We start from the raw sequence: 19,849 nt of genomic DNA on the forward strand, positions 1-19,849 counted from the left end.
GCCACACTCCATGATTGGTCCCAACGCATAACTTCATTGCCAAGGCGATACGATCAATGGACCGTGTTAGGCGGCCGTAGCTGACCGCGAATTTAGTCAGCCAACGAAACTTCTGTGGCGGCGTTCGGCTGTGGTCGAGACAAACGCCCCAGTTGGGTTACGCCATCCCGCAGAAAAAAAGGCAACTCAATCGAGCAAGGCTTTGGTTGGTGAGCATCGCGGGAGCATTCGGCAAGCAACGGTACGCACGCTGAAGAAGGTGACGGGATGTTCGCGCGCTCAACGTAAGCCCCTACGATCCCGTGTACATGCTATCCCAAACACAGGTCAGCATGCAGTAGTGGCAAATGACAACTGAAACCGACGCGGAATCAAGGCCGTTCTGTAGTGGCCAAGTTATTTCGGACAGGCAGATAGGTTCTTTCACTGTCGGTTTCGCCTCGTAGGCAACGGGCGATAGATACCCCAAAGTCGAATGCAAGCGTACGGCGTTGTATAATTCGCGCCGACCACACTCGACGCTCGACTACGTCAGCCCCATGACGTTCGAGAAAAACTGGTTCGCCGCCCAAGAGGGGCGAGCCGCGCAAATCTCTCAGCTATGGGATTCGCCAAACAGGGGCAAGGTCATGATTCAATCAGCCACTGCCCGGCCGGCAGTCATGTTTGCCAGGTCTGAGCGCCCTCAATCCGTCTTCTCGCGAACGCTTCGTCTTCATGCCCGCATAAGGCATCCCGCACTATTTAGTGCACTCATCAGTACGATGATCAATTTCAGCGTTCTGCTAGGTTTGCTTTGTCGCCGACTCACCGAATATCTCCGTCCACGCCTCTTCCGCAACCTGTTTAGCGCATCGTTCATACTCCTGAACACGCTCGATGTTTTTCGCCAATCTCGCATGACAGAAATGAAAATACTCGGGAATATCGGGCTTGAACCGCCTGATATCTAAGCGACAGCTCATGTCGATGACAGATAGGGGATGTACCAAGGAAATCCCCAGTCCCGCCGAGACGAATTCACACAGAGTGGGCGTAGTTTCGCTTTCTAACACGACGTTGAGGTCGACGCCGTAAGAACGGATAGCGTCATTGAAAGCACTGGTCGTCCGGTTGTCTGCCGCATATCCGATAAAAGGGATTCCCTCAATATGCTCGGGGGTGATAAATTCAAGTTGGCTCAGCGGGTGTCCTTTTGGCATGATGCAAACTAACGGGCTCTCCATGATAGGCGTCACCACCGAATTTGGGCTGCTCATCAAGCTCGTTGTGAATCCAACGTCCATCTGACGCGTGGCGACGCGATCCGACACAATGTTGGACGCTCGCATATGGATCGTCGGACGAACGTCTGGACACCGAGAGAGGAACATCATCGTCGCCCGCCTGATGAATGATCCGGATAATTCTGGAAGCACTCCGATAGCAAAGTGACTCATGTCCTTCCGCCGGATGATTGCGATCGCCTCTTCAATTTGTCTTAGACCCGCAAATACTCGATCGACTTCACCGTACAAGCGCATGCCTTGTGCCGTCGCAGTTAGTCGGCCTTTAACTCGTTCGAACAGTAGAAGACCTGTCTCCTCCTCAAGGTGGACTAGCAGTTTGCTCACGGCAGGTTGGGTCACGTGAAGAACCTCGGCTGCTCGACTCACCGTGCCTTGCTCGATGAGAGCTTTAAATGCCTCTATCTGCCGTAGTTGAATTTGTCTTTTCATATGCCGGCTGCTTTTTCTAATGTCATTCCTAGACTAGGAAAATGCTGATTAATGTGCGGCCCGTTCGGCATGCAGAAGAACAGGCGTCGAAATTTCCGGATAACGAATCGAATCGGCGCTCATTTCGGGGAATTCGGCTCGTAAACGAGCCTCTTGGTTTCCTCGCGCTTGTCTACGCCGATGTAGCCCGCGTCGCCGATCTGTCCTTTTGAAGCTGTGAAGAACGCTTGTTCTGACGGTCGCAGCGTTTACCCGGCACCGCTGAGCGTCCCTGCTAGCAGTCACTTCCATATGCAACCCATTTTCAGCTCCTTGGATGCCGGGTAGACAACGCAACTCGCTCGCTGTATGCACCGGTAGCCACAGCTTGCGGACGATCCTCAACAAGCGGAGACATTTTTGTCATTTCTTACATCGATGACCGATGAGTTTCCGAACTACGCGGGCTACACAAATACCGTTCTTAAACGAACTGGATCTCCGACAAGCTTTCCGTCAAACCACGCATGTCGCCTCGTCTGGCGTCCGAAATGGCCCTGACCACAATGTTCTGCTGCTCGGGAGTGGCAACGAAACGCGTGGCCTGTCGAAACTTATCCTCGAGTTTATCCCACGGAAGACCGTTGTCCTTCGGGAAGGTTACAGGTGAAACAAAGCGCTGATCCCCGCATGTGACCGTGACACGGGCTGGCAGCATGCCGCTTTCCGCATAGATCTTGTCCAGCTCCGGACTTAGCGAAAGCTCCACCTTGTGTGAAAGCGCAGTGACAGAGGGATTGTTTAGGACATCGCCAGTCAGTGGCAACAGAGCCTCGTGACCGTAGTGCGCGACCAACGCGAGACAATATGGATGACTATACTGAACATCCATTATATCTCTAGGTTCTTTCCAGTTCGAAATGCGTAAGGCCGGCCCGTATGTTTCGACCTCAATCCTGTCGATACTTCGACCCACTAACCGATGTTCTTTGATCAGCTCGATTAATGCATCAAGCGCACCGTGTAGATGCCTGCAACAGCAATACGGCTTAAAGCCCGTCGTGCGAATGTACTGGTAAGAACCGAGGTCTAGATCGTTCGGAAAATTGTAGTAACGCATTGCGTCCAAGATATTGCGGGCGCCGTGAAATCCGTTCTGCGCTGATGCAAGCGACTCCAAGCCGGTCACGACAGCCCACGTGACGCCTTCCTTGACATGGTTTGGCTCGGGATGCGGTTTTCGGGGAGCGGGAGCGCTCGCCAACGACTGATTGGGTGCACTTTCCCCAGCAATCGCCAAAGCGTGTTCAATCACCTCGCGGGAGGACCGGCGAAGCGCCGCAGCCGTAGCGACGACTGCATAAGGAGCCCAAGTACCACTACTTCCGTAGGCGCGCGCAGCGCTAATCGCCGTACCAACTTCATAACCGATGACAATCGCATTTAATAGCTCTCCCAAGGTGGCTTTCGTCTCTTTCGCAACGGCAATGGCTGTTGGAATAACGGCGGCTCCAGGATGGCCCCGAGATGCCGGCGTGTCATCGTCGAGGTCTAGCGCAGAGCCGGCGGCACTGTTTGCCCAAGCAGCTCCAATGACGGAACTGGTCTCTCCCGTAAACCAAATAGGAATGTCGCCAGGAGGTCGCGTTTCGTGAGCCGTCTTTCGGATCGCAAGGGCCCCCGCCTGCCCAACTCCAGCGCCAACAGCACTGAGCAGATCCAGGATACATTTGAGCGCAAATTCCAGCGACTCTTCTGGAGCTCGATTTTCCCGCGCCTCCACGATATAAGCGGAAAATTTTTGGACGATCCCGCCTTGGGGATAACGCTCGTCCTCGATTACATTAGTCGTCATGGTGCCTCGATAACATCAATTGAACATTTCGAACTTGATAGTTGGCTGCAAGTGACACTTTAATGCGCAACACCGCGATGTCCACCCACGATCCCGTTTTGCTGTCGGCCTGCCATAATCGACGCAGCCGGGGCACTCTTCAAACATCAAGCCGTCGGCCATGAGAAAAAAGCTGTACACAAGGGCCAACTACCCTCGTGTACCCGGACGGAGCCGCCCGTAACGGGACAATGTTGGTTCGTGCCGTCAGGCCACTTCTACGTCGTCGAACTGTTGATGCGTTCATGGGCGACGGACACCGTACCGAAGTGCTTAATGCATGGCCGCTGCAGCAGAAGATCCGAACGTGCCGCGATCGCGTCTCTTCGGACTAATCCGCCTTTCGATCATGAATATAACTCTGCTGATAAGAAAGTTCATGCTGAGATATATGCAGCCAGCTATCAGAAATACCTCTAGGGGGCGGTAGCTCTCAGAGATGATTTGCTTAGCCACTCCTGTCACTTCGACTATGGTGATTGTCGACGCAAGTGACGTTGACTTGATCATAATCATAAGTTCGCTTCCATAAGCTGGGAGTGCTTGCCGCATTGCGATCGGGAAGACAATTCTGCGAAATAAAAGGACGCTCGACATGCCAATTGACCGCGCCGCCTCAATTTGTTCCCATGGTACTGACTGAACACCACCACGAATGATTTCGCTGGTGTATGCCGCAGTGTTCAGCGACAGAGCTAAAATCGCACAAAACCACGCATCGCGAAATAGCGCCCACAGGCCGAGGTGTTCCAAGACAATTCTAAACTGCCCCGATCCGTAATAAATCAGGAACATTTGCACCAGAAGCGGCGTGGACCGCACTACATATACGTAACCATAACCGAGAGAAGCCAAAAGTCTACTGTGTGAAAGCCGAGCCAATGCAACTGGGACCGCAAGCAGGAAACCAACAAAAAGCGACACGGAAGCCAATGCGACGGTCGCGGGAACCGCCGCAAGAAGCTTGGGAAACGACTCATATATCAGCTGAAAATCCATCACCGACTCCTTACGCCGCGGTTAGCCCACTTCTCTGCTCTCAGAAATCCCTGGTTAGAAATCGAAGAAAGCAAAAGGAAAATCACGAAGGCGACCAGATAAAACGTAAACGGTTCTTTGAAAGATCCAGCTCCGATGGCAGCTGTGCGCATGATTTCAACCAACCCAACAACGGAAATGAGCGAGGTATCCTTTAACGCCAGTTGCCAGACATTCCCCAGACCGGGCAAGGCGAATCTCGCGGCCTGTGGAATAAGAATCCGACGAAGTAGCACTGTCCGCTCCAATCCCATTGCCACTGCCGCTTCAATTTGTCCTGTTGGAATGGCTATGACCGCCGCCCGTATGACCTCTGTCGCATAGGCGCCGGCACTGATGCCGATGCAGAGCACACCGACTGCGAAGACGGGCAGTTCTATATAACCTTCGAAGCCGAAAACAGCGTTCGCGACATAGCGGAGCAACGTATCCCCACCAAAGAACACCAGAAAAATTATCAGCAGCTCGGGAATTCCGCGTATGACCGTCGTATAGACGTCAGCTAGAAAACGCAGCAAACTGAAGCGAGAGAGTTTTGCCGCGGCAAAAACCGAGCCGAGCAAAATGCCGACGGGAAATGAACATACCGCGACGGCAACGGTCATAAGGGTGCCACGCGCAAATTCATCAACCCACGCTGTGCTTCCCCATGCGAGCACTGAAATATTCACATTCATTCCCCATCAAATTGAGTTCGGCTATGCATAAACGACCGTATTCACTTACCTATTCCTTCGGCGAATTGTCGAAGCCGAACCACTTGATGGCAAGTCTGCGCAGGCTGCCATCCGAAATTGCTTCCCCGATCGCCTTGTCGAACATCGCACGTAGCTGATCGTCATTTTTGCGAAATCCAGCGGCCACTCGGCTGCCGAACGGCCCGTTCGTCATACTGGGGCCAAATGTCCGCAGGTTTTTGCCGTCGGGCTTGTCCATCAACGGCTTGAGGAAATTGAACGAAACCATTCCCGCATCAATTCTCCCAGCCGTCAAGTCGAGCATCATGTTATCCGTGGTGTCATATGTCGAAACTCTCACGGTCGGCATGAACTTCTTCATGAATGTCTCGAAGTTGCTGCCCACCTGTACCCCAACGGTTTTTCCCTTGAGAGCGGAGGTGATTTTTTTTATCGCTGACTCCTCATCAGCATCAAATTTGTCCAAATTCAGATTTGATGGCGATATTTTGAGAGCGGTTAGATCGCTCGCCGATGTGGTGACGAAAACCATCGGAGTGGTTACGTACGGCCTGGAAAATGAGATAACTTTTTCTCGGGCGGGTGTGATCCCTATTGCAGCCATAATTGAATCAAACCGACCGGACAAGAGAGAGGGAATTAGGCTGTCATAGGCCTGATCGACGATTTCGCACTGCAATCCCATCCGTCGGCACAAGTCGCTAGCTACATCGATCTCAAAGCCAACCATCTTGCCGCTCTTGTCCTTGAAGGCATACGGAGCATACGAAGCTTCGGTACCAATCGTGATTCTCTTGTACTCCTTGGCCATAACAGGGTCGCAGAGCATCAATGCAGCAGACAGCATTCCAATAAGCGCACCGATTTTCAGGAACTTCATGAGCATCTCCTGGACTATGTCCTATCTTCTTCGTTTTACGATTCTCGGAATTTCAATATCGCGTTTTAAGTCAGTCAAAGTACACGCGAGAGAAATTCACGACATCTCGGCGATGCTGGATTTTTGAAAACCTCTTCTGGCGTCCCTTCTTCCTCAATGCGTCCCCTTTCAAGAAAGATCATCTTGTTGGAGACATCACGAGCAAAACCCATCTCATGAGTAACGACTATCATAGTGCGCCCCTCTTCCGCCAACTTCCTGATGACTTTCAGCACTTCTCCCACTAATTCGGGATCGAGTGCGGAGGTCGGCTCGTCGAAAAGGAGCGCAGCCGGTTGCATCGCGAGCGCACGCGCGATGCTTACCCGTTGCTGCTGCCCACCAGACAACTCGGATGGGTAACACGCGTGCTTGTCCGCAACGCCAACTTTCCCAAGGAAATCCATTGCCCTATCGCGCGCTTCGTTCTTTGGCAGCTTCAGCACATGGACTGGCCCTTCCATCACATTTTGCAGCACGGTCATATGGGACCACAAATTGAAGCCCTGGAAGACCATACCGAGTTGCGTGCGCATCTGGTCAACTTTCTTGCGATCCATCCCGACGACGCGACCGGTTGCGTCGGTTTCCACGCTGATCTCGCGCTGCCCCACCGCGATGCGGCCTTTGGTAGGGACCTCAAGGAGATTCATGCATCGCAAAAACGTACTTTTTCCCGACCCAGAACTACCAATTAACGAGATCACGTCGCCCCGCTCAGCCTGAAGCGAGACCCCTTTGAGCACTTCGTGAACGCCGTAACTTTTGTATATGCCATCGGCTACGAGAGCCGGTGTTTTATGGCCCACCATGCCGATCGTGGTCCCGCCCGCCTCTGGGGTCATTGACAAGGCGTAACTCGCAGATTGGTACGCCGATCGAAGTGCATTAACCACCTTCATCTCATCTCCTCATGACTGAACATCTCAGGTTTGACATTTACGTCAACCTGAGAAGGATTATCGTTATAGATATTAATTAAACGTTGTACTGCCTTGCGCTGTCGGACCTGCAATGAACGCGGTGGAAGCGCCAAGCACACTCGACGGACGAAAAAAGGCGGCCGCCGGTCGTTCGCTCGATTTACGCCCGTCTCAGCGCCGAGCGATTGCGGATAAGCTCAGAATACGTATGCCCAAATTGGGTGTCAAAGTCGAGTTGAGACACGATGGTATTCCTGCGGGTTATACCTACCTTGCGTTACATCGGGCACGTTTGCGGGTCGCACGAGCGCATGTTGAGGTTGCGTCCCAAGACTTCGGTCGCGTGCCCGTTCTGGATTTGGTACGATTTGCACCACGTACGCAATGCGAGCATTCTGATGTCAAGGAGACCGCCGCACGCCTCGGAAAATGGCCATCTCCAGGAGCCAACCCATCACAGAACCTCCCGTGATTGAGCCCCTTTTACTCTTCGATCCAATTTAACGCTCGTTTGAGGGTCGAAATTGTTCCAAGGTTTTCGTTTGCCTTCGGCCGATCGGCAGAGCGCCCGCAATTTGACTACCAATGTCATCAGCGACCAATGATCTCTTGAAGGGCGAGGTAGGCGCTGGCTTGCCTCGGGCTGCCAGCGATGCGGCAATAATGCGACGATGGGCTTGGCCCTCGTGGGCAGGCGGGTGAGGATGTCCTTGAGATTGCGTGCGGGTCTTGCCTATTGAGTTGCGCGAAGCGTAGTAAGCCACCGGCCGATACGCGCGTCTTCGCCGGCGGCAAAGCGCACGAAGCTCACACGGCTGTAGCCGAGGCGGCATACCACTTGTCCCCGATATGTCCCTCTAACGTAAATACACCCGGTGCGTAGTCGAGCTTCTCCTGGATGTCCTCGCCGATTCGCACGCATTTCATCACCGAAACGGTGATGAGGCTAACCTCAATCCTTGAAGTTATCCCCCCAAAAATCGTATTATTAGAGCTTCTTAGGCATTCGGACGCGCAATACTCTTTTCGAACGAAGTACTCATACAGGCCTTTAACGGCTCCAGGTCAGCTTTTGAGCGCAGTTCTTCAACCGCGGCGAGCAGTTGCTTTTGCTGCGCACCAGTGGCGTGAAACCGCGTCGCCGCAACGTATTTTGCCTTGAGTTCTTCCCAAGAGAGGGAGTCACCGGCTTCGCCGCGTGGCTCGGTAACCTCCGATACATACCGACGTCCCCCACACACGATTGTGACTCGCGCGAGTGTTCTGGCAGGGAATTGTTTATCAATTTCGGCGTCGACCGTTAGCGAGACCTTGTTGGCGAGTGCGCTCACTCCCTCGTAAGTTAAGCAGTCTATCGTGAGGGGCAAAAGCGACTCTCGACCCGCGAGGGCGGCGAGGGCCACGCAATAAGGGATGCTGTACTGAACGTCAACAAGGGTAGCTGGGCAGGTCTGATTCGCGATGCGCAGCGCCCCGCCGTACGTCTCGATGTCGATCGCCTCAATCGCCTTCGCATCGAGTTGATATTGCTCGATCAGCTTCAGGGTGGCTTCCAAGGGCGGGTGAACGTGCCGACAGCAGCAATAGAGCTTGTAGTAGGCATTGCAGATATGCAGAGACTCCCCGAGGGGCGATACGTCGGCAAACCTATAGAGCAGACCGCTGTCAAGTATGTTCCGGGGACCGGTGAACCCGCCTTCTGCGAGATCGAGCGCGAGCATCCCGGTCACTACGGACCATGGTATGCCCTCCTTAATGTCGCTGCTCTCCGGTGTTGGAAAGGAGAGCGGTGGCGCGCTCATGAACAACGAATTGGGCGCGCTTTCGCCTGCGATAGCCAACGCATGCTCGACTACACTACACGAGGCACACCTCAATGCCGCGGCTGTTGCGACAACTGCGTAGGATGACCACGTACCTGTCGTACCGTATGTTGTACGGGCCGCAGCGATCGATACGCCGACTTCATAACCGATGACGATTGACGCAATCAAATCTTCCAGCCCGGCTCCCATTTCAGCCGCAACCGCAAAGGCCACCGGAATGACCGCCGCGCCTGGGTGCCCGCGCGCGCGTCGATGCCCGTCGTCGAGATCCAGCATCGACGCAGCCGCGCTATTCGCCCACGCAGCACCGACGACCGAACTGCCCGTTCCCGTGAACCACATCGGTATATCGCCCGATCCCAGATATTTACATGCTGTCGCGCGAATCGCGACAGCACCTGGTTCGCTAGCCCCTGCCCCCACCGCGCATAAGAGGTCGAGGATGCGTTTTAGCGCAGATTCCCTGGCAACCCCGGACACCCGCCTACCGCGAGCTTCGACGACATAAGATGCAATACGATGAATCGTGCTTTGCTGCAGAGAAAGCTCGTCATCAGGCGGAGGATTGTTCATGACGTTCCAGAATTATGTGACCCGACCAAATGTGCGTAACGCACAAATCTATGTTCAAAATGATTGCACCGGCGTGCGACCGCCCAGGGATCCGATGGAAGCCCTTGGTCGTCGCCACGGATACGACGGACGGGTCGTAACGTCTCCAAGGGGACTCGAAGCTTTGTCAATGAGCATGCGAGTACTTGCCCTGAAAAATCGGAATGCCCCTTTTCGCAAGTAACCCGAACCCGACCACCTTTGGCAACATCTACGCCGATCTGCGACGCCCGACCGTCCTTAATAACAATTGTGCGCTGATGCTACTGCCAACCCACCCGATGCTCACTCGAGTGACGAGACATGTTAGGCGCGTCTCGTCGAAAAATCAAAGTCTGATTTTCAAACGTCAACATTCCAGAAGGTTATAGCGCTGCATTGTTTTATCCCGAGCATTTAACGAAATGCAGGGTCTATTGGCGAGTACATCGTCTCTGCATAAACACCAGAAAGAGGCGGGGATATGTCGTTGCACTACGGACGGGATGCCGTTTTTGGCCGGGACCGAAGCCCCTTTCATGCGCAGCGTACCGAATGATGCACTGATCTCGACGTCCAGCGCGGGAGATCACGAAGCTGCAGACGTTGCTGAAACGATGAAGACAAATGGCTTGGAGCAAAGGTGCGAGGCGAACTGGGCCTGAGTTGCTCGCTTTCCTAAAGGCAACTCCGCACCCATAACCTTCCAGAATACATCCACGATCAAACCGGACTTTGACACGAGATATTTGCCTCTCTATTCTGAGCCCCATTAGCTTTGCTTCTCACTGGATAAGACGGAACGTGCCTTTTCTGCCGCAGTTTGATGCAGCCAATAAAAGTTTTTACAAGGACAAACGCTTGTCTTGCAACCGCTAGTGTTTTCGCACGTAAGAGCATCGCATTGAGCACCAAAACCCGCCACACTCAATGTAGTTTTGCAGATCGATGCTATCTCATATGCGAAAAACGTGTAGGTGACGTTTCGTTTGCCCTCTCCAAAAAGCGATGGGTTTTGGCTTGGCTGAGAAACTTAATACATAACCGCCTAGGTCGTGCACGGCCAGTAAACTATTTCAAGGTATAAGGCACATGCAAGTGACAATCGTGGGAGCCGGCGCAATCGCTTTGGGTTATGCGGCGTATCTCATACAGAATGGACATAAACCGAAAGTTTGGTCTCCATCTGGAGCCCGGACTGCAGACTTCGTTGCTGGACTTCCCCTTCACGTGAAGGGAGCGGTCGAGGGAGAGTTCTACTTGGAAGTCTGCGGGAAAGCGGAAGATGTCGGCGACGCCGATGTCATTATTTTGGCATTGCCGGCCTACGGATACCGATTCGTCCTCGACAGCATCATCCCTCATATCCGCGCACACCATAGCGTAATTATCAGCGCTCATCTTTCATTTGCCGCTCTCTACATTTCCCAGCGCCTTGCGGCGCGGAGGCTCGTCATCCCCATAGCAGCTTGGAGCACCACGGTGCTAACGTGCAAGACTCAGTCTGCGAGAGCTATCACGGTAGGCACGATCCGCGCCAAGGTCGACATGGCCGCATTTCCAACCCGCCACATCCACCGGATTCATACCACTTGCGTTTCACTCTTCGGAGACCGGTTCGCACTGAAGGACGACATGCTGACGCTGACGCTCAGCAACATTAATCCGCAAGATCACATGGGTATTGCGCTAGCCAACTTGACCCGTATTGAGAAGGGCGAAAGCTGGAGGCAAAACTCCAATCTGACACCAACAGTCGGGAGGCTCCTTGAGGCTCTAGACCAAGAGAGACTTACCATTGCAGCAGCATTCGGAAAGTCAGTGAGAACGACCTTTGATCATTGCAGGCTGTCTTTTGGCGTGGTTGGTGACTCACTTTCGGCAATATCGGAGCAACTGGTCCGGCAAGGGAGTGATCCGCTCGGCCCGAGAGACATCGCGACACGCTACGTGCTCGAAGACGTGCCATTCGGGTTGGTACCGACGCTTCGACTCGCCGAGCTGGCTGGGGTGAGAGCACCCTTGCACGAGGGCGGCGTGGTAATTCTCGGCGCTTGTTACGGTCGGGACTTTGTGGCGGACAACGACATTCTTCCCGAGATTGGACCGCTTCAAATCGACACCCTCAAGAGGCTTGTGGTCGACGGCTATGCCGTTCCAACCTAGATGCCATTACATCCGGCGCGGCGCTCGATGGGCGTCCGAGTCCGACGCCACCGACGCAATAAAAGCAGAAGTACTATGCCGCAAATCCAGACTTGGAGTTTATGAGAAACCAAAATGAAGATGAAAACGCTACTGGTCGCCTTGTGCGCAATGTGCATTCCATTTGCGGCATTCGCGTACGATGGAAAGGAACTTAAGTTCGGAGTCGACAGCGCTTACCCGCCATTTGAGTCGAAAACCCCAAGTGGCGAGCTCGTTGGATTTGACATTGATCTGGGTAATGCAATTTGCGCGAAGGCAATCGGTTTCAGCCACAAGATATACGCCAACTTCGAAGCGCTGGTTGTAAGGGGCGGCTCGGCTCTGGTGGCAATGCCCGAATCGCTCAACGAAAAGCATATCGGAGTCTTGCAGGGAAGCACACAGGAAGCCTATGCACGGAAGCATTGGACGAATGGAGTTGACATTGTGCCCTACCCTTCGCAAGACCAGGTGTGGAATGACCTCGCGGGTGGGCGGCTCGATGCGGCACTGGTTTCGGGGCCGACGGCTGAGTCGGGATTCCTGAATACTGCGCGGGGTCGTGATTTCGGTTTCGCGCGAGGTCCGGCCGTGCACGACGCCGCCATCTTCAGTCCCGGCGTTAGCATCGGTGTGAGAAAGGGTGACAGAGCCCTGCTCGAAGCAATCAACGGTGCGATCGACAGTCTCCGCAAGGACGGGACGTATGACCGAATTGCAAAGAAGTACTTCACGTTCGACGTTTACGGCGGTTAATCGACGTCAACTGCCCAGCAAAACAGACCGCGTGCCCGACCCAGGGTTGCGCATAAAAAAGCATCGAGACACAGAATATAAGGTTTGGAGACCTCAATGAAAATCAAACTTCTTGCAGCTTTCGTGATGTCAGCCGCCGCAGCTCCCGCAATGGCCCAAAGTACGGTGACGCTCTACGGTCTGATCGATGAAGGAATCAACTATACGAATAACGTCGGTGGCGATAAGCTGTTCGAGCTCCAGAGCGGTACGGTCCAAGGGAGTCGTTGGGGCTTGAGGGGAGCGGAGGATCTCGGCGGCGGTCTTAAGGCAGTTTTCCAGTTGGAGAGCGGCTTTAATGTCAATAATGGCAAGCTCGGTCAGGGTGGCCTGATGTTTGGGCGACAGGCGTGGGTCGGCGTCGCATCCAACCAATACGGGACGGTTACTCTCGGTCGACAGTACGACTCCGTCGTCAACTATCTGGCTCAAACGACGGCGAATGGCACATGGGGCGGGGGCATGTTCTCCCATCCGTACGACAACGACAACACGGACAACACCTTCCGTGTCAACAATACTGTCAAGTACACAAGCCGCGAGATTGCTGGCTTTAAATTTGGCGGCACGTACAGCTTTAGCAACGACACCAACTTCGCCAACAATCGCGCGTACAGCATGGGCGTCCAATACGTCATAGGCGGCTTGCTGCTGGAAGCCGCCTATCTGCAGGCGAACAACCAGTCGTCCACCGCCGGTGGTGCAATCGGGAACAATCCCGCTGCGGATGAAAATTTTCTGGGGAACAAGTTGCGCATCTTCGGCGCGGGGGCAACCTACACGTTTGGTTCGGCCAACGTGGGCATCTCGTATTCGAATACCTTCGTCGCCAATCCGGTGTCTTCGGGATACGTCGGCAAGATTACGCCAGCCTCGGGCACGCTTTCCAACCTGCGTTACCAGAATTTCGAAATCAACGGCAAGTACCAGTTCACGCCAGCCTTCTTCGTCGGGGCGATGTATACGTACACCCTGAGCGGTTTCAACGCCACCACTGGAAAGCTAAAGCCGAATTACGAAACTGCGGGGCTGATGGCTGATTACTCACTGTCAAAGCGCACGGACGTCTATGTACAGAGTGCGTATCAGCACGTCGGTGGTGACCGTACTGGCAGCGCCCTCGACTTCGCCTTTGTGCCGGTGGCCGATGACGTATCGTCGAATCGCAATCAGGTGGTTGCGCGCGTCGGCCTGCGTCATAAATTCTAAACCGGCCAGATATCGCTCGATTGACGTTCGTCCACGTTCCGAGCGAACCTGTTGGGCGGCGCCTTGCGCCAGCCCAGTTCCTACAGAAGCGGAGAGCGTCCTCATAAACGCACCCACGTGCCGGCCCTCCGCAGTGATCTCCTGCGAGTGATGTTTGCGCTTGCACATGTAGGCGCGCGTTCGTCGCATCAGCGCGTGGCTGCGTCGGCCCTTTCTTCGGCGCCCAACTGCCATAGGGTGATGGAACGGCTCAACCATATCCCGCCCCGCCTGATGATGCTGAAGCAAACTACTACCGGCAATTCAACAATACTGTTGCAGCCGGTATCGACTTAAACCAAGCGGCTTCCAGGAGTCCGAAGGCGATTCGATTTACCCGATGGATCCGTTCACTTCTTAGTAGCCGAAGCTAACGGCAATCGGAAAGTCGCGCTATCTACGAATCGCAAAAGCTCCGCCTTCGACATGTGGTCTACACCGAGGCGCTTCAGATTACGGCCAGTTTGAAAATAGTTAACGCCGTTGATGGAGGAAGCGATTTCAATCACGGCTTTGATTGCCCGACACTCTATGCCCACTCTGGCGCCGAGTTCGTACCAAGGGACCAAAATATATGGAATATCCTCACATATATATCTATGTTGCATACGATCAGGCGTTTTGACCTTCGTGGAGTTATGAGTTTTGGATTGGAAAGCGAAATCGGAGAAGTTGGAACAATCTCCGCCGTAAAAGCCGATCATTTCCTCGAGGACTGTCGGCAGTCGAAAACCGAAAGCCTCTCCGATTTTCAATCGCTCATTGTCCAACGCCTCTACGACCCTCCCGACCGAGGGTGAGATCCCATCACGATAGAAGAAAAAATCTCCTTTTGTGCTTTCTATCCATCCCGTATTTAAAATACCCCCGACAGGATGAATGACACCATTATTCGACTGCATTCCAATTGCGAAAATGTTATCCCACCACAAGAGCCTTTCCGGAAAGATCGCGGTGATTTGCGATAACTGTTTCTCATCCATGGCGTTCGAAAAAGCAGCAATCGGCAAACAATTCTTAATTCCAGTGATCCGGACTTCGCCGTCCCTGACCGACGACGCATAGGGCGAGGAATTTGTCTCTAGAACTGCCTGCGGGTTTAGCTCTTTTGAACCCATTGGGGAAAAAAAATTGGCATTATTGACTATGATGACATGTCGACTCAAATCGAAATTTTTTAGATCACCAATGAGATTGTCATGCGCGTATGCTGGAACAGCAATCACGAGAAAACGCGAGAAGTTTACGGCCTCATCCATATCAGTAGTTACAGTCGGATAAAACTCACCCGTGATAGCCATGCTAGCCAACAAGCGACCGTTCGCTCGGATCGCATCAATATTACGACGATGATCTGGATTCCCGTAAAGGAGAACCTCGAATCCACGACTAGCCAAATCGGCCGCGAAAGCGCATCCACAATTTCCGGCGCCGATGATTGAAACTGGAAACCTTAATGACATGTCCTCTCCGCATAAACAAACAGAAGTTTTCTGTGACGCCACCCAATATTGCGACGTCATGCAAGGCTGAACGTCGATCAGTAGTTGTGCGTTAGCGCGACGACGGCACGCAACGAGCGTGCCACCGCGGAACGAGGCCACCTCTTTAAACGGCTCATATACCGGTTAATGTGGTGAGGAGAACAAGATGCGATTCCTCGTCCAGTGCAGATCATGTCGCGAACGTTACAAATCCAGCATCTTGAGTTGGGTCTGTCCGAATCTCGACGTGTTTGTAAGGCAATGCGTATTAACCTCCGCTGAACAATCATCTGTGCGGAAAGGTTATAAGGCCAAAACGGTGTTTTGGCACCCGGATCGCGTAGGTATGTTGGTGCGAGCTTCTTACAACACGGGTTCCGCTGACGGATACATCTCAATGATCTTCAATTTGGCGCCCTAGTGCCGTAGGCCCGCGAACACCTCCAATAGAGCCTCCCAATCTGTACGTAGGGGCGTTCATTCCATTTGTCGTCGCGTAGTAGCCGACGCTGCGCGACTGGGTCATCCGTCGTGAAGTGTGACAGACCCAATCGCGCGCCAGGACAGAACACGAAGGCACCGCTTGCGACAAACCGCGCGCCGTTTGTCGGGAATCCGACGTCGGCAATGTCAGCCGAGGCAATTTCGCGAAATGCGCCAAAAGTTCGTTCACCGGGGATTTCGAGCTTTCAGGCCGACATGGTGCGAAAGCTGCATGCAGACAGCTATCGGACCTGGGATATTTCGACAAACCGCGACGTCCCGTAACGCGGCTCAATTCCGTCCACGCTGAAATGGCCCCGACAGTTAGCCGGTATGCGCCGTGTGGGCTTCGTTACCACACGCGATCGAGCAGGCACTCCTTTTTCGTGGGACCTTCGCAACATGAAAAAACTTTTCGTGATGACGCGCACAACGAAATTCTGCCTTCTGCGGTATGTCGGTTTGAATTGTGTTACGTTAGGGAATGCTCATATAAGTCACGATTCTTTTGAGACATCGGAGCAGTCTAGCTACAAGTTGCCGACCGAAAATCGGCTTTTTCGCACACGATTTAGAAAGCTGCGCGGGATTGCGTTCATGTTCTACGCGATTCTGCTCTTCGCAATAAGCAATGCGGTTGCGAGGATCATTCCGGCAAGATATCCGGCGAACGAGATGATGTTCTTTCGGATGCTATCCGGATTAATTCCCGCCGCGTTCCTGTTCGGGACTCGTCACATTCAATGGAAGGAACTGACGATTTATCGCTTAGGCGGTCATTTCATCAGAGCCGCCACAGGGCTTGCCGCAGTAGGATTTTTCATTGCCGGCGTGCCATATCTGCCTTTATCAACTGCTGTAACGCTGAAGGAGACAGAAGCAATCTTTGTCTGCTTTTTCGGCATCGTGTTCTTGGGTGAGCGTTTTCGTCTACCTACGGCGATAGCGTCGATGTCCGGATTCGTGGGAGTCGCGGTGGCTTCCTCACCATTTAGCGCCAATGGTGCGTCGCTGCGCGCAATGATTCTAATTCTGCTGAGTGCTATGTTTAGCGCCGGTTCAGTCATCCAGGTCAAGAGACTCTCGCGAACTGACGAGCCAGCGACAATCGTCTTCTATTACACAATCATAGCGACGATTGTTAGCGGAGTGTCACTTCCCGTCGCTTGGGTAGCGCCAGATCTAAGGGATTTCGGGTACATGGTTCTTTTTGGGCTGACTGCAGGTGTAGCGCAACTTATGCTAACGATCGCAGTCGCGACTGTCGCCACCCCAATCGTCGCCTCATTTGGTTACCTCAGCATTGTATGGGCAATCATTTTCGACTATTTGATTTGGGGGGAGGTCATTTCTCTACAGGTAGCACTCGGGACGGTCATAATTATTGCAAGTGTGCTCTACCTGTCGTGTCGCGCCTAAATGATCTTTCGTGATAGAGCAATCTGCGCAGGACCACGACCAGATACTGATATGACTTTCGCAGTCGAGTACCGCAAAGGTGACGACGCGAGCGACAGGACGCGCCGCTCAAGCTCGTCTTCTTCCAGATGTTCGACCGACGCCCAGCCCAGTCCTGCCGCTGTGGCAAGCTGAAGATACTGCGTGATCGTCCCCAGACCGACGCTGAGGGCGCCCTGCACGCTGGCGGTGCGTGAGATCGCATGCCCACTTCAGGCGGAGTACTTCCTTGATTTTGCGCATGGTTGTGCGATGAGCCGGCATCGTCGGTCGCTCCAAAAACGGAGCTACCTTAACGCCAGCGGATTGGTCTATACGCTCGAGCGCAACGAGCAGACTTAGATCGAAACCCTTAAAACCCATTTCTCAACATATCCATGCTATAGATGCAAGGCATCAACGCAATCGATTTTACAAATCAATTTTTGTGTTGCACAGTGAAGCCTCTCGTTGCGGAAATCGGAATCGAAGTTGATTGATCGAATACTTCAAATTTATAAGTAGTACGACAATGTTTAGACGTGTCTTCATGATGATCATACTTTTAGATGTATCTCTCGACGCGCCACCTAAGCTTACCGGAACCGTGCCCGTCGCAGCCTTTCGGTTGGGACTATCGACCGTGGATCGGCCTACTGGCTCGATAATTGAACGAAACGGTCCAGAGCTGTGAAGGTCCTCAATTGCGTATCCGCGGCGCGCGACGAGTGCCACAATCGCGCCGGATGTCGCGACGTCTACTTAACCTTTGACGACAGTACCAATTCCTTTTTCATACCGAATTTGCTCGATTTACTCGGGCCATATATACGTGCCCCGTATGGAATGTGGACCGAAGCAGTGCTCACTACGTCAGCGAGCGCTGGTCTGGCGCCCCTCCACTGGTCGGTAGACCCGCGAGACTGGTCTCGTCCCGGCATGGACGCGATTGTCAGCGCAGTGCTGGCCTCTGTCGGGCCGGGTGCAATTGTGCTCTTGCACGGCGGATGCCCTCCCGATGAGTTGGGACGATGTAATCACGCTGGTCGGCGCGAGCAGACCCTCACGGCGCTTTCCCTCAAGATTCCTGCATTGCATGACCGGGGGTTTGCAATCCGATCGCTTCCTCAACCTCACCGGACGAACCAGATACCCTATGAACATGCTTGCCGCAACTAGCACTGTCGCTGTCTCGTTTTATGCGCTGCTCTCGACTGTCTATAAAAGTACCCAGACGCTTTATGCTCAGCCGACAAACGTGTCATCGCTGTCGGACGGTCTGATCGACTCCGACACTCTGCCGGGCGTGGATGTCATCGTTCCCTGCTTCAATGAGGACCCGCGCACGCTCTCGGCATGCCTGGAGTCCATCGCAAACCAGGACTACGCCGCAAAACTGCGCGTCTATGTGGTCGATGATGGTTCTGCGAATCTCGACGCCGTGAGGCCGGTATACGATGAGTACTCGCGCGACCCGAGATTCAACTTCATTACGCTTCCCAAAAATATGGGAAAGCGCAAGGCACAGATCGCCGCGATACGCTCTTCATCCGGGGAACTGGTACTCAACGTCGACTCGGACACGACGCTGGCGCCCGATGTCGTCAAGAAGCTCGTATTGACAATGCGAGACGCGACGATAGGCGCCGCCATGGGGCAGTTGACGGCCAGCAACCGCAGCGACACCTGGTTGACCCGTCTGATCGATATGGAGTACTGGTTGGCTTGCAATGAAGAACGCGCCGCACAGGCTCGCTTCGGCGCTGTTATGTGTTGCTGCGGTCCATGTGCCATGTACCGCCGGTCCGCGCTCCTTTTGCTGCTAGATCAGTACGAGACGCAATTTTTTCGCGGGAAGCCGAGCGACTTCGGCGAAGACCGTCATCTGACGATTCTCATGCTGACGGCAGGTTATCGGACCGTGTACGTTCACGACGCCATTGCGGCGACAGTCGTTCCAGACAGACTGGGGGCGTATCTGCGCCAACAACTGCGCTGGGCGCGCAGTACGTATCGGGACACGTTGCTTTCGCTGCGCCTGCTGCCCCGTCTCGATCGTTACCTTACGCTGGACGTGATCGGACACAATCTGGGCTCGCTATTTCTCGGCTTGTCGCTACTAGCGGGTCTCGCGCAGCTCGCATTGACAGCGACAGTGCCGTGGTGGACTGCCCTGATAATCGCATCATCGACCATGATCCGCTGTAGCGTGGCATCGGTTCGCGCTCGCCAGGTTCGATTTCTTGGCTTTTCTCTTCACACACCCATTAACCTCTTTCTCTTGCTCCCCCTGAAAGTCTATGCGCTGTGTACATTGAGCAATAGCGATTGGCTGTCCCGTGGCTCTGCAGGGAACGTATCGAACGTTCGTGAAAAACAGGTCGATACTCCGAATCCGGTTACAAAGCCGAACGCCACTTCAGCGTCAAGATCTGCGACTCCACACCGTGGGCAGGATCACGCGTGCGAGTCTTCAACATTAGCGACGTCTCACGAAGCATTCGATGGCGATTAGTTAATCGTACATATAGATCTCGAGTATTGCGCCAACCCAGAACCGCCCACCATCGGCACTGGTCCGCTTGAGTGCGATCGTCTCACGCAAAGGCTCGATTGTCGTCTTCCCAAC

Annotated in this window: 13 protein-coding genes; 5 read left to right on the forward strand and 8 right to left on the reverse strand. The window is 53.8% G+C overall.

Annotated elements, in window-relative coordinates:
* Positions 1-785: 785 nt before the first annotated feature.
* From OKW27_RS01500 to OKW27_RS01530, 7 genes are all read right to left on the reverse strand, one after another.
* Positions 786-1,718: a LysR substrate-binding domain-containing protein gene (locus OKW27_RS01500; protein WP_090811254.1), complete on the reverse strand. Its 933-nt coding sequence runs from the start codon at positions 1,716-1,718 to the stop codon at positions 786-788.
* Between the two features lie 463 nt (positions 1,719-2,181).
* A complete protein-coding gene (locus OKW27_RS01505) occupies positions 2,182-3,552 on the reverse strand; it encodes an MmgE/PrpD family protein (protein ID WP_429332315.1) in 1,371 nt (456 codons plus the stop codon).
* 312 nt (positions 3,553-3,864) lie between these two features.
* On the reverse strand, positions 3,865-4,590 hold the full coding sequence (locus OKW27_RS01510) for an ABC transporter permease (protein ID WP_429332316.1): 726 nt from the start codon (positions 4,588-4,590) through the stop codon (positions 3,865-3,867).
* Positions 4,590-5,306, reverse strand: a complete 717-nt coding sequence (locus OKW27_RS01515; RefSeq protein WP_429332317.1) for an ABC transporter permease — start codon at positions 5,304-5,306, stop codon at positions 4,590-4,592. The genes OKW27_RS01510 and OKW27_RS01515 overlap by 1 nt, the downstream gene beginning before the upstream one ends.
* A gap of 49 nt (positions 5,307-5,355) precedes the next feature.
* Positions 5,356-6,207 carry a transporter substrate-binding domain-containing protein gene (locus tag OKW27_RS01520; protein WP_184010321.1) on the reverse strand — a complete coding sequence of 284 codons (852 nt, stop codon included), beginning with the start codon at positions 6,205-6,207 and terminating at the stop codon, positions 5,356-5,358.
* Between the two features lie 74 nt (positions 6,208-6,281).
* Positions 6,282-7,058: an ABC transporter ATP-binding protein gene (locus OKW27_RS01525; RefSeq protein WP_429332824.1), complete on the reverse strand. Its 777-nt coding sequence runs from the start codon at positions 7,056-7,058 to the stop codon at positions 6,282-6,284.
* 1,109 nt (positions 7,059-8,167) lie between these two features.
* Positions 8,168-9,568 carry an MmgE/PrpD family protein gene (locus tag OKW27_RS01530; RefSeq protein ID WP_429332318.1) on the reverse strand — a complete coding sequence of 467 codons (1,401 nt, stop codon included), beginning with the start codon at positions 9,566-9,568 and terminating at the stop codon, positions 8,168-8,170.
* A gap of 1,110 nt (positions 9,569-10,678) precedes the next feature.
* Between OKW27_RS01530 and OKW27_RS01535 the strand changes: the two genes are divergently transcribed.
* From OKW27_RS01535 to OKW27_RS01545, 3 genes are all read left to right on the forward strand, one after another.
* The gene (locus OKW27_RS01535; RefSeq protein WP_429332319.1) at positions 10,679-11,752 is read left to right on the forward strand and encodes an NAD/NADP octopine/nopaline dehydrogenase family protein; all 1,074 of its coding nucleotides are present in this window, start codon (positions 10,679-10,681) and stop codon (positions 11,750-11,752) included.
* Positions 11,753-11,866: 114 nt separating this feature from the next.
* Positions 11,867-12,529 (forward strand): transporter substrate-binding domain-containing protein, encoded by a 663-nt coding sequence (locus OKW27_RS01540; RefSeq protein ID WP_429332320.1) that lies wholly within the window; start codon positions 11,867-11,869, stop codon positions 12,527-12,529.
* A 96-nt stretch (positions 12,530-12,625) separates the two neighbouring features.
* Positions 12,626-13,777 carry a porin gene (locus OKW27_RS01545; RefSeq protein WP_429332321.1) on the forward strand — a complete coding sequence of 384 codons (1,152 nt, stop codon included), beginning with the start codon at positions 12,626-12,628 and terminating at the stop codon, positions 13,775-13,777.
* A gap of 389 nt (positions 13,778-14,166) precedes the next feature.
* On the opposite strand, the gene OKW27_RS01550 is transcribed toward OKW27_RS01545, so the two are convergent.
* On the reverse strand, positions 14,167-15,279 hold the full coding sequence (locus tag OKW27_RS01550) for an NAD/NADP octopine/nopaline dehydrogenase family protein (protein WP_429332322.1): 1,113 nt from the start codon (positions 15,277-15,279) through the stop codon (positions 14,167-14,169).
* A 1,041-nt stretch (positions 15,280-16,320) separates the two neighbouring features.
* Here OKW27_RS01550 and OKW27_RS01555 point away from each other — a divergent pair.
* Together OKW27_RS01555 and nodC are read left to right on the forward strand one after the other, a co-directional pair.
* Entirely contained in the window at positions 16,321-17,202 is an 882-nt protein-coding gene (locus tag OKW27_RS01555; protein ID WP_429332825.1) for a DMT family transporter, read from the forward strand.
* A 1,174-nt stretch (positions 17,203-18,376) separates the two neighbouring features.
* A complete protein-coding gene (gene nodC, locus OKW27_RS01560; RefSeq protein WP_429332323.1) occupies positions 18,377-19,735 on the forward strand; it encodes a chitooligosaccharide synthase NodC in 1,359 nt (452 codons plus the stop codon).
* The last annotated feature ends 114 nt before the right edge of the window (positions 19,736-19,849 follow it).

Origin of the sequence: Paraburkholderia sp. 35.1, from assembly GCF_050436525.1 — a bacterium.
Classification (GTDB): Bacteria; Pseudomonadota; Gammaproteobacteria; order Burkholderiales; family Burkholderiaceae; genus Paraburkholderia; species Paraburkholderia tuberum.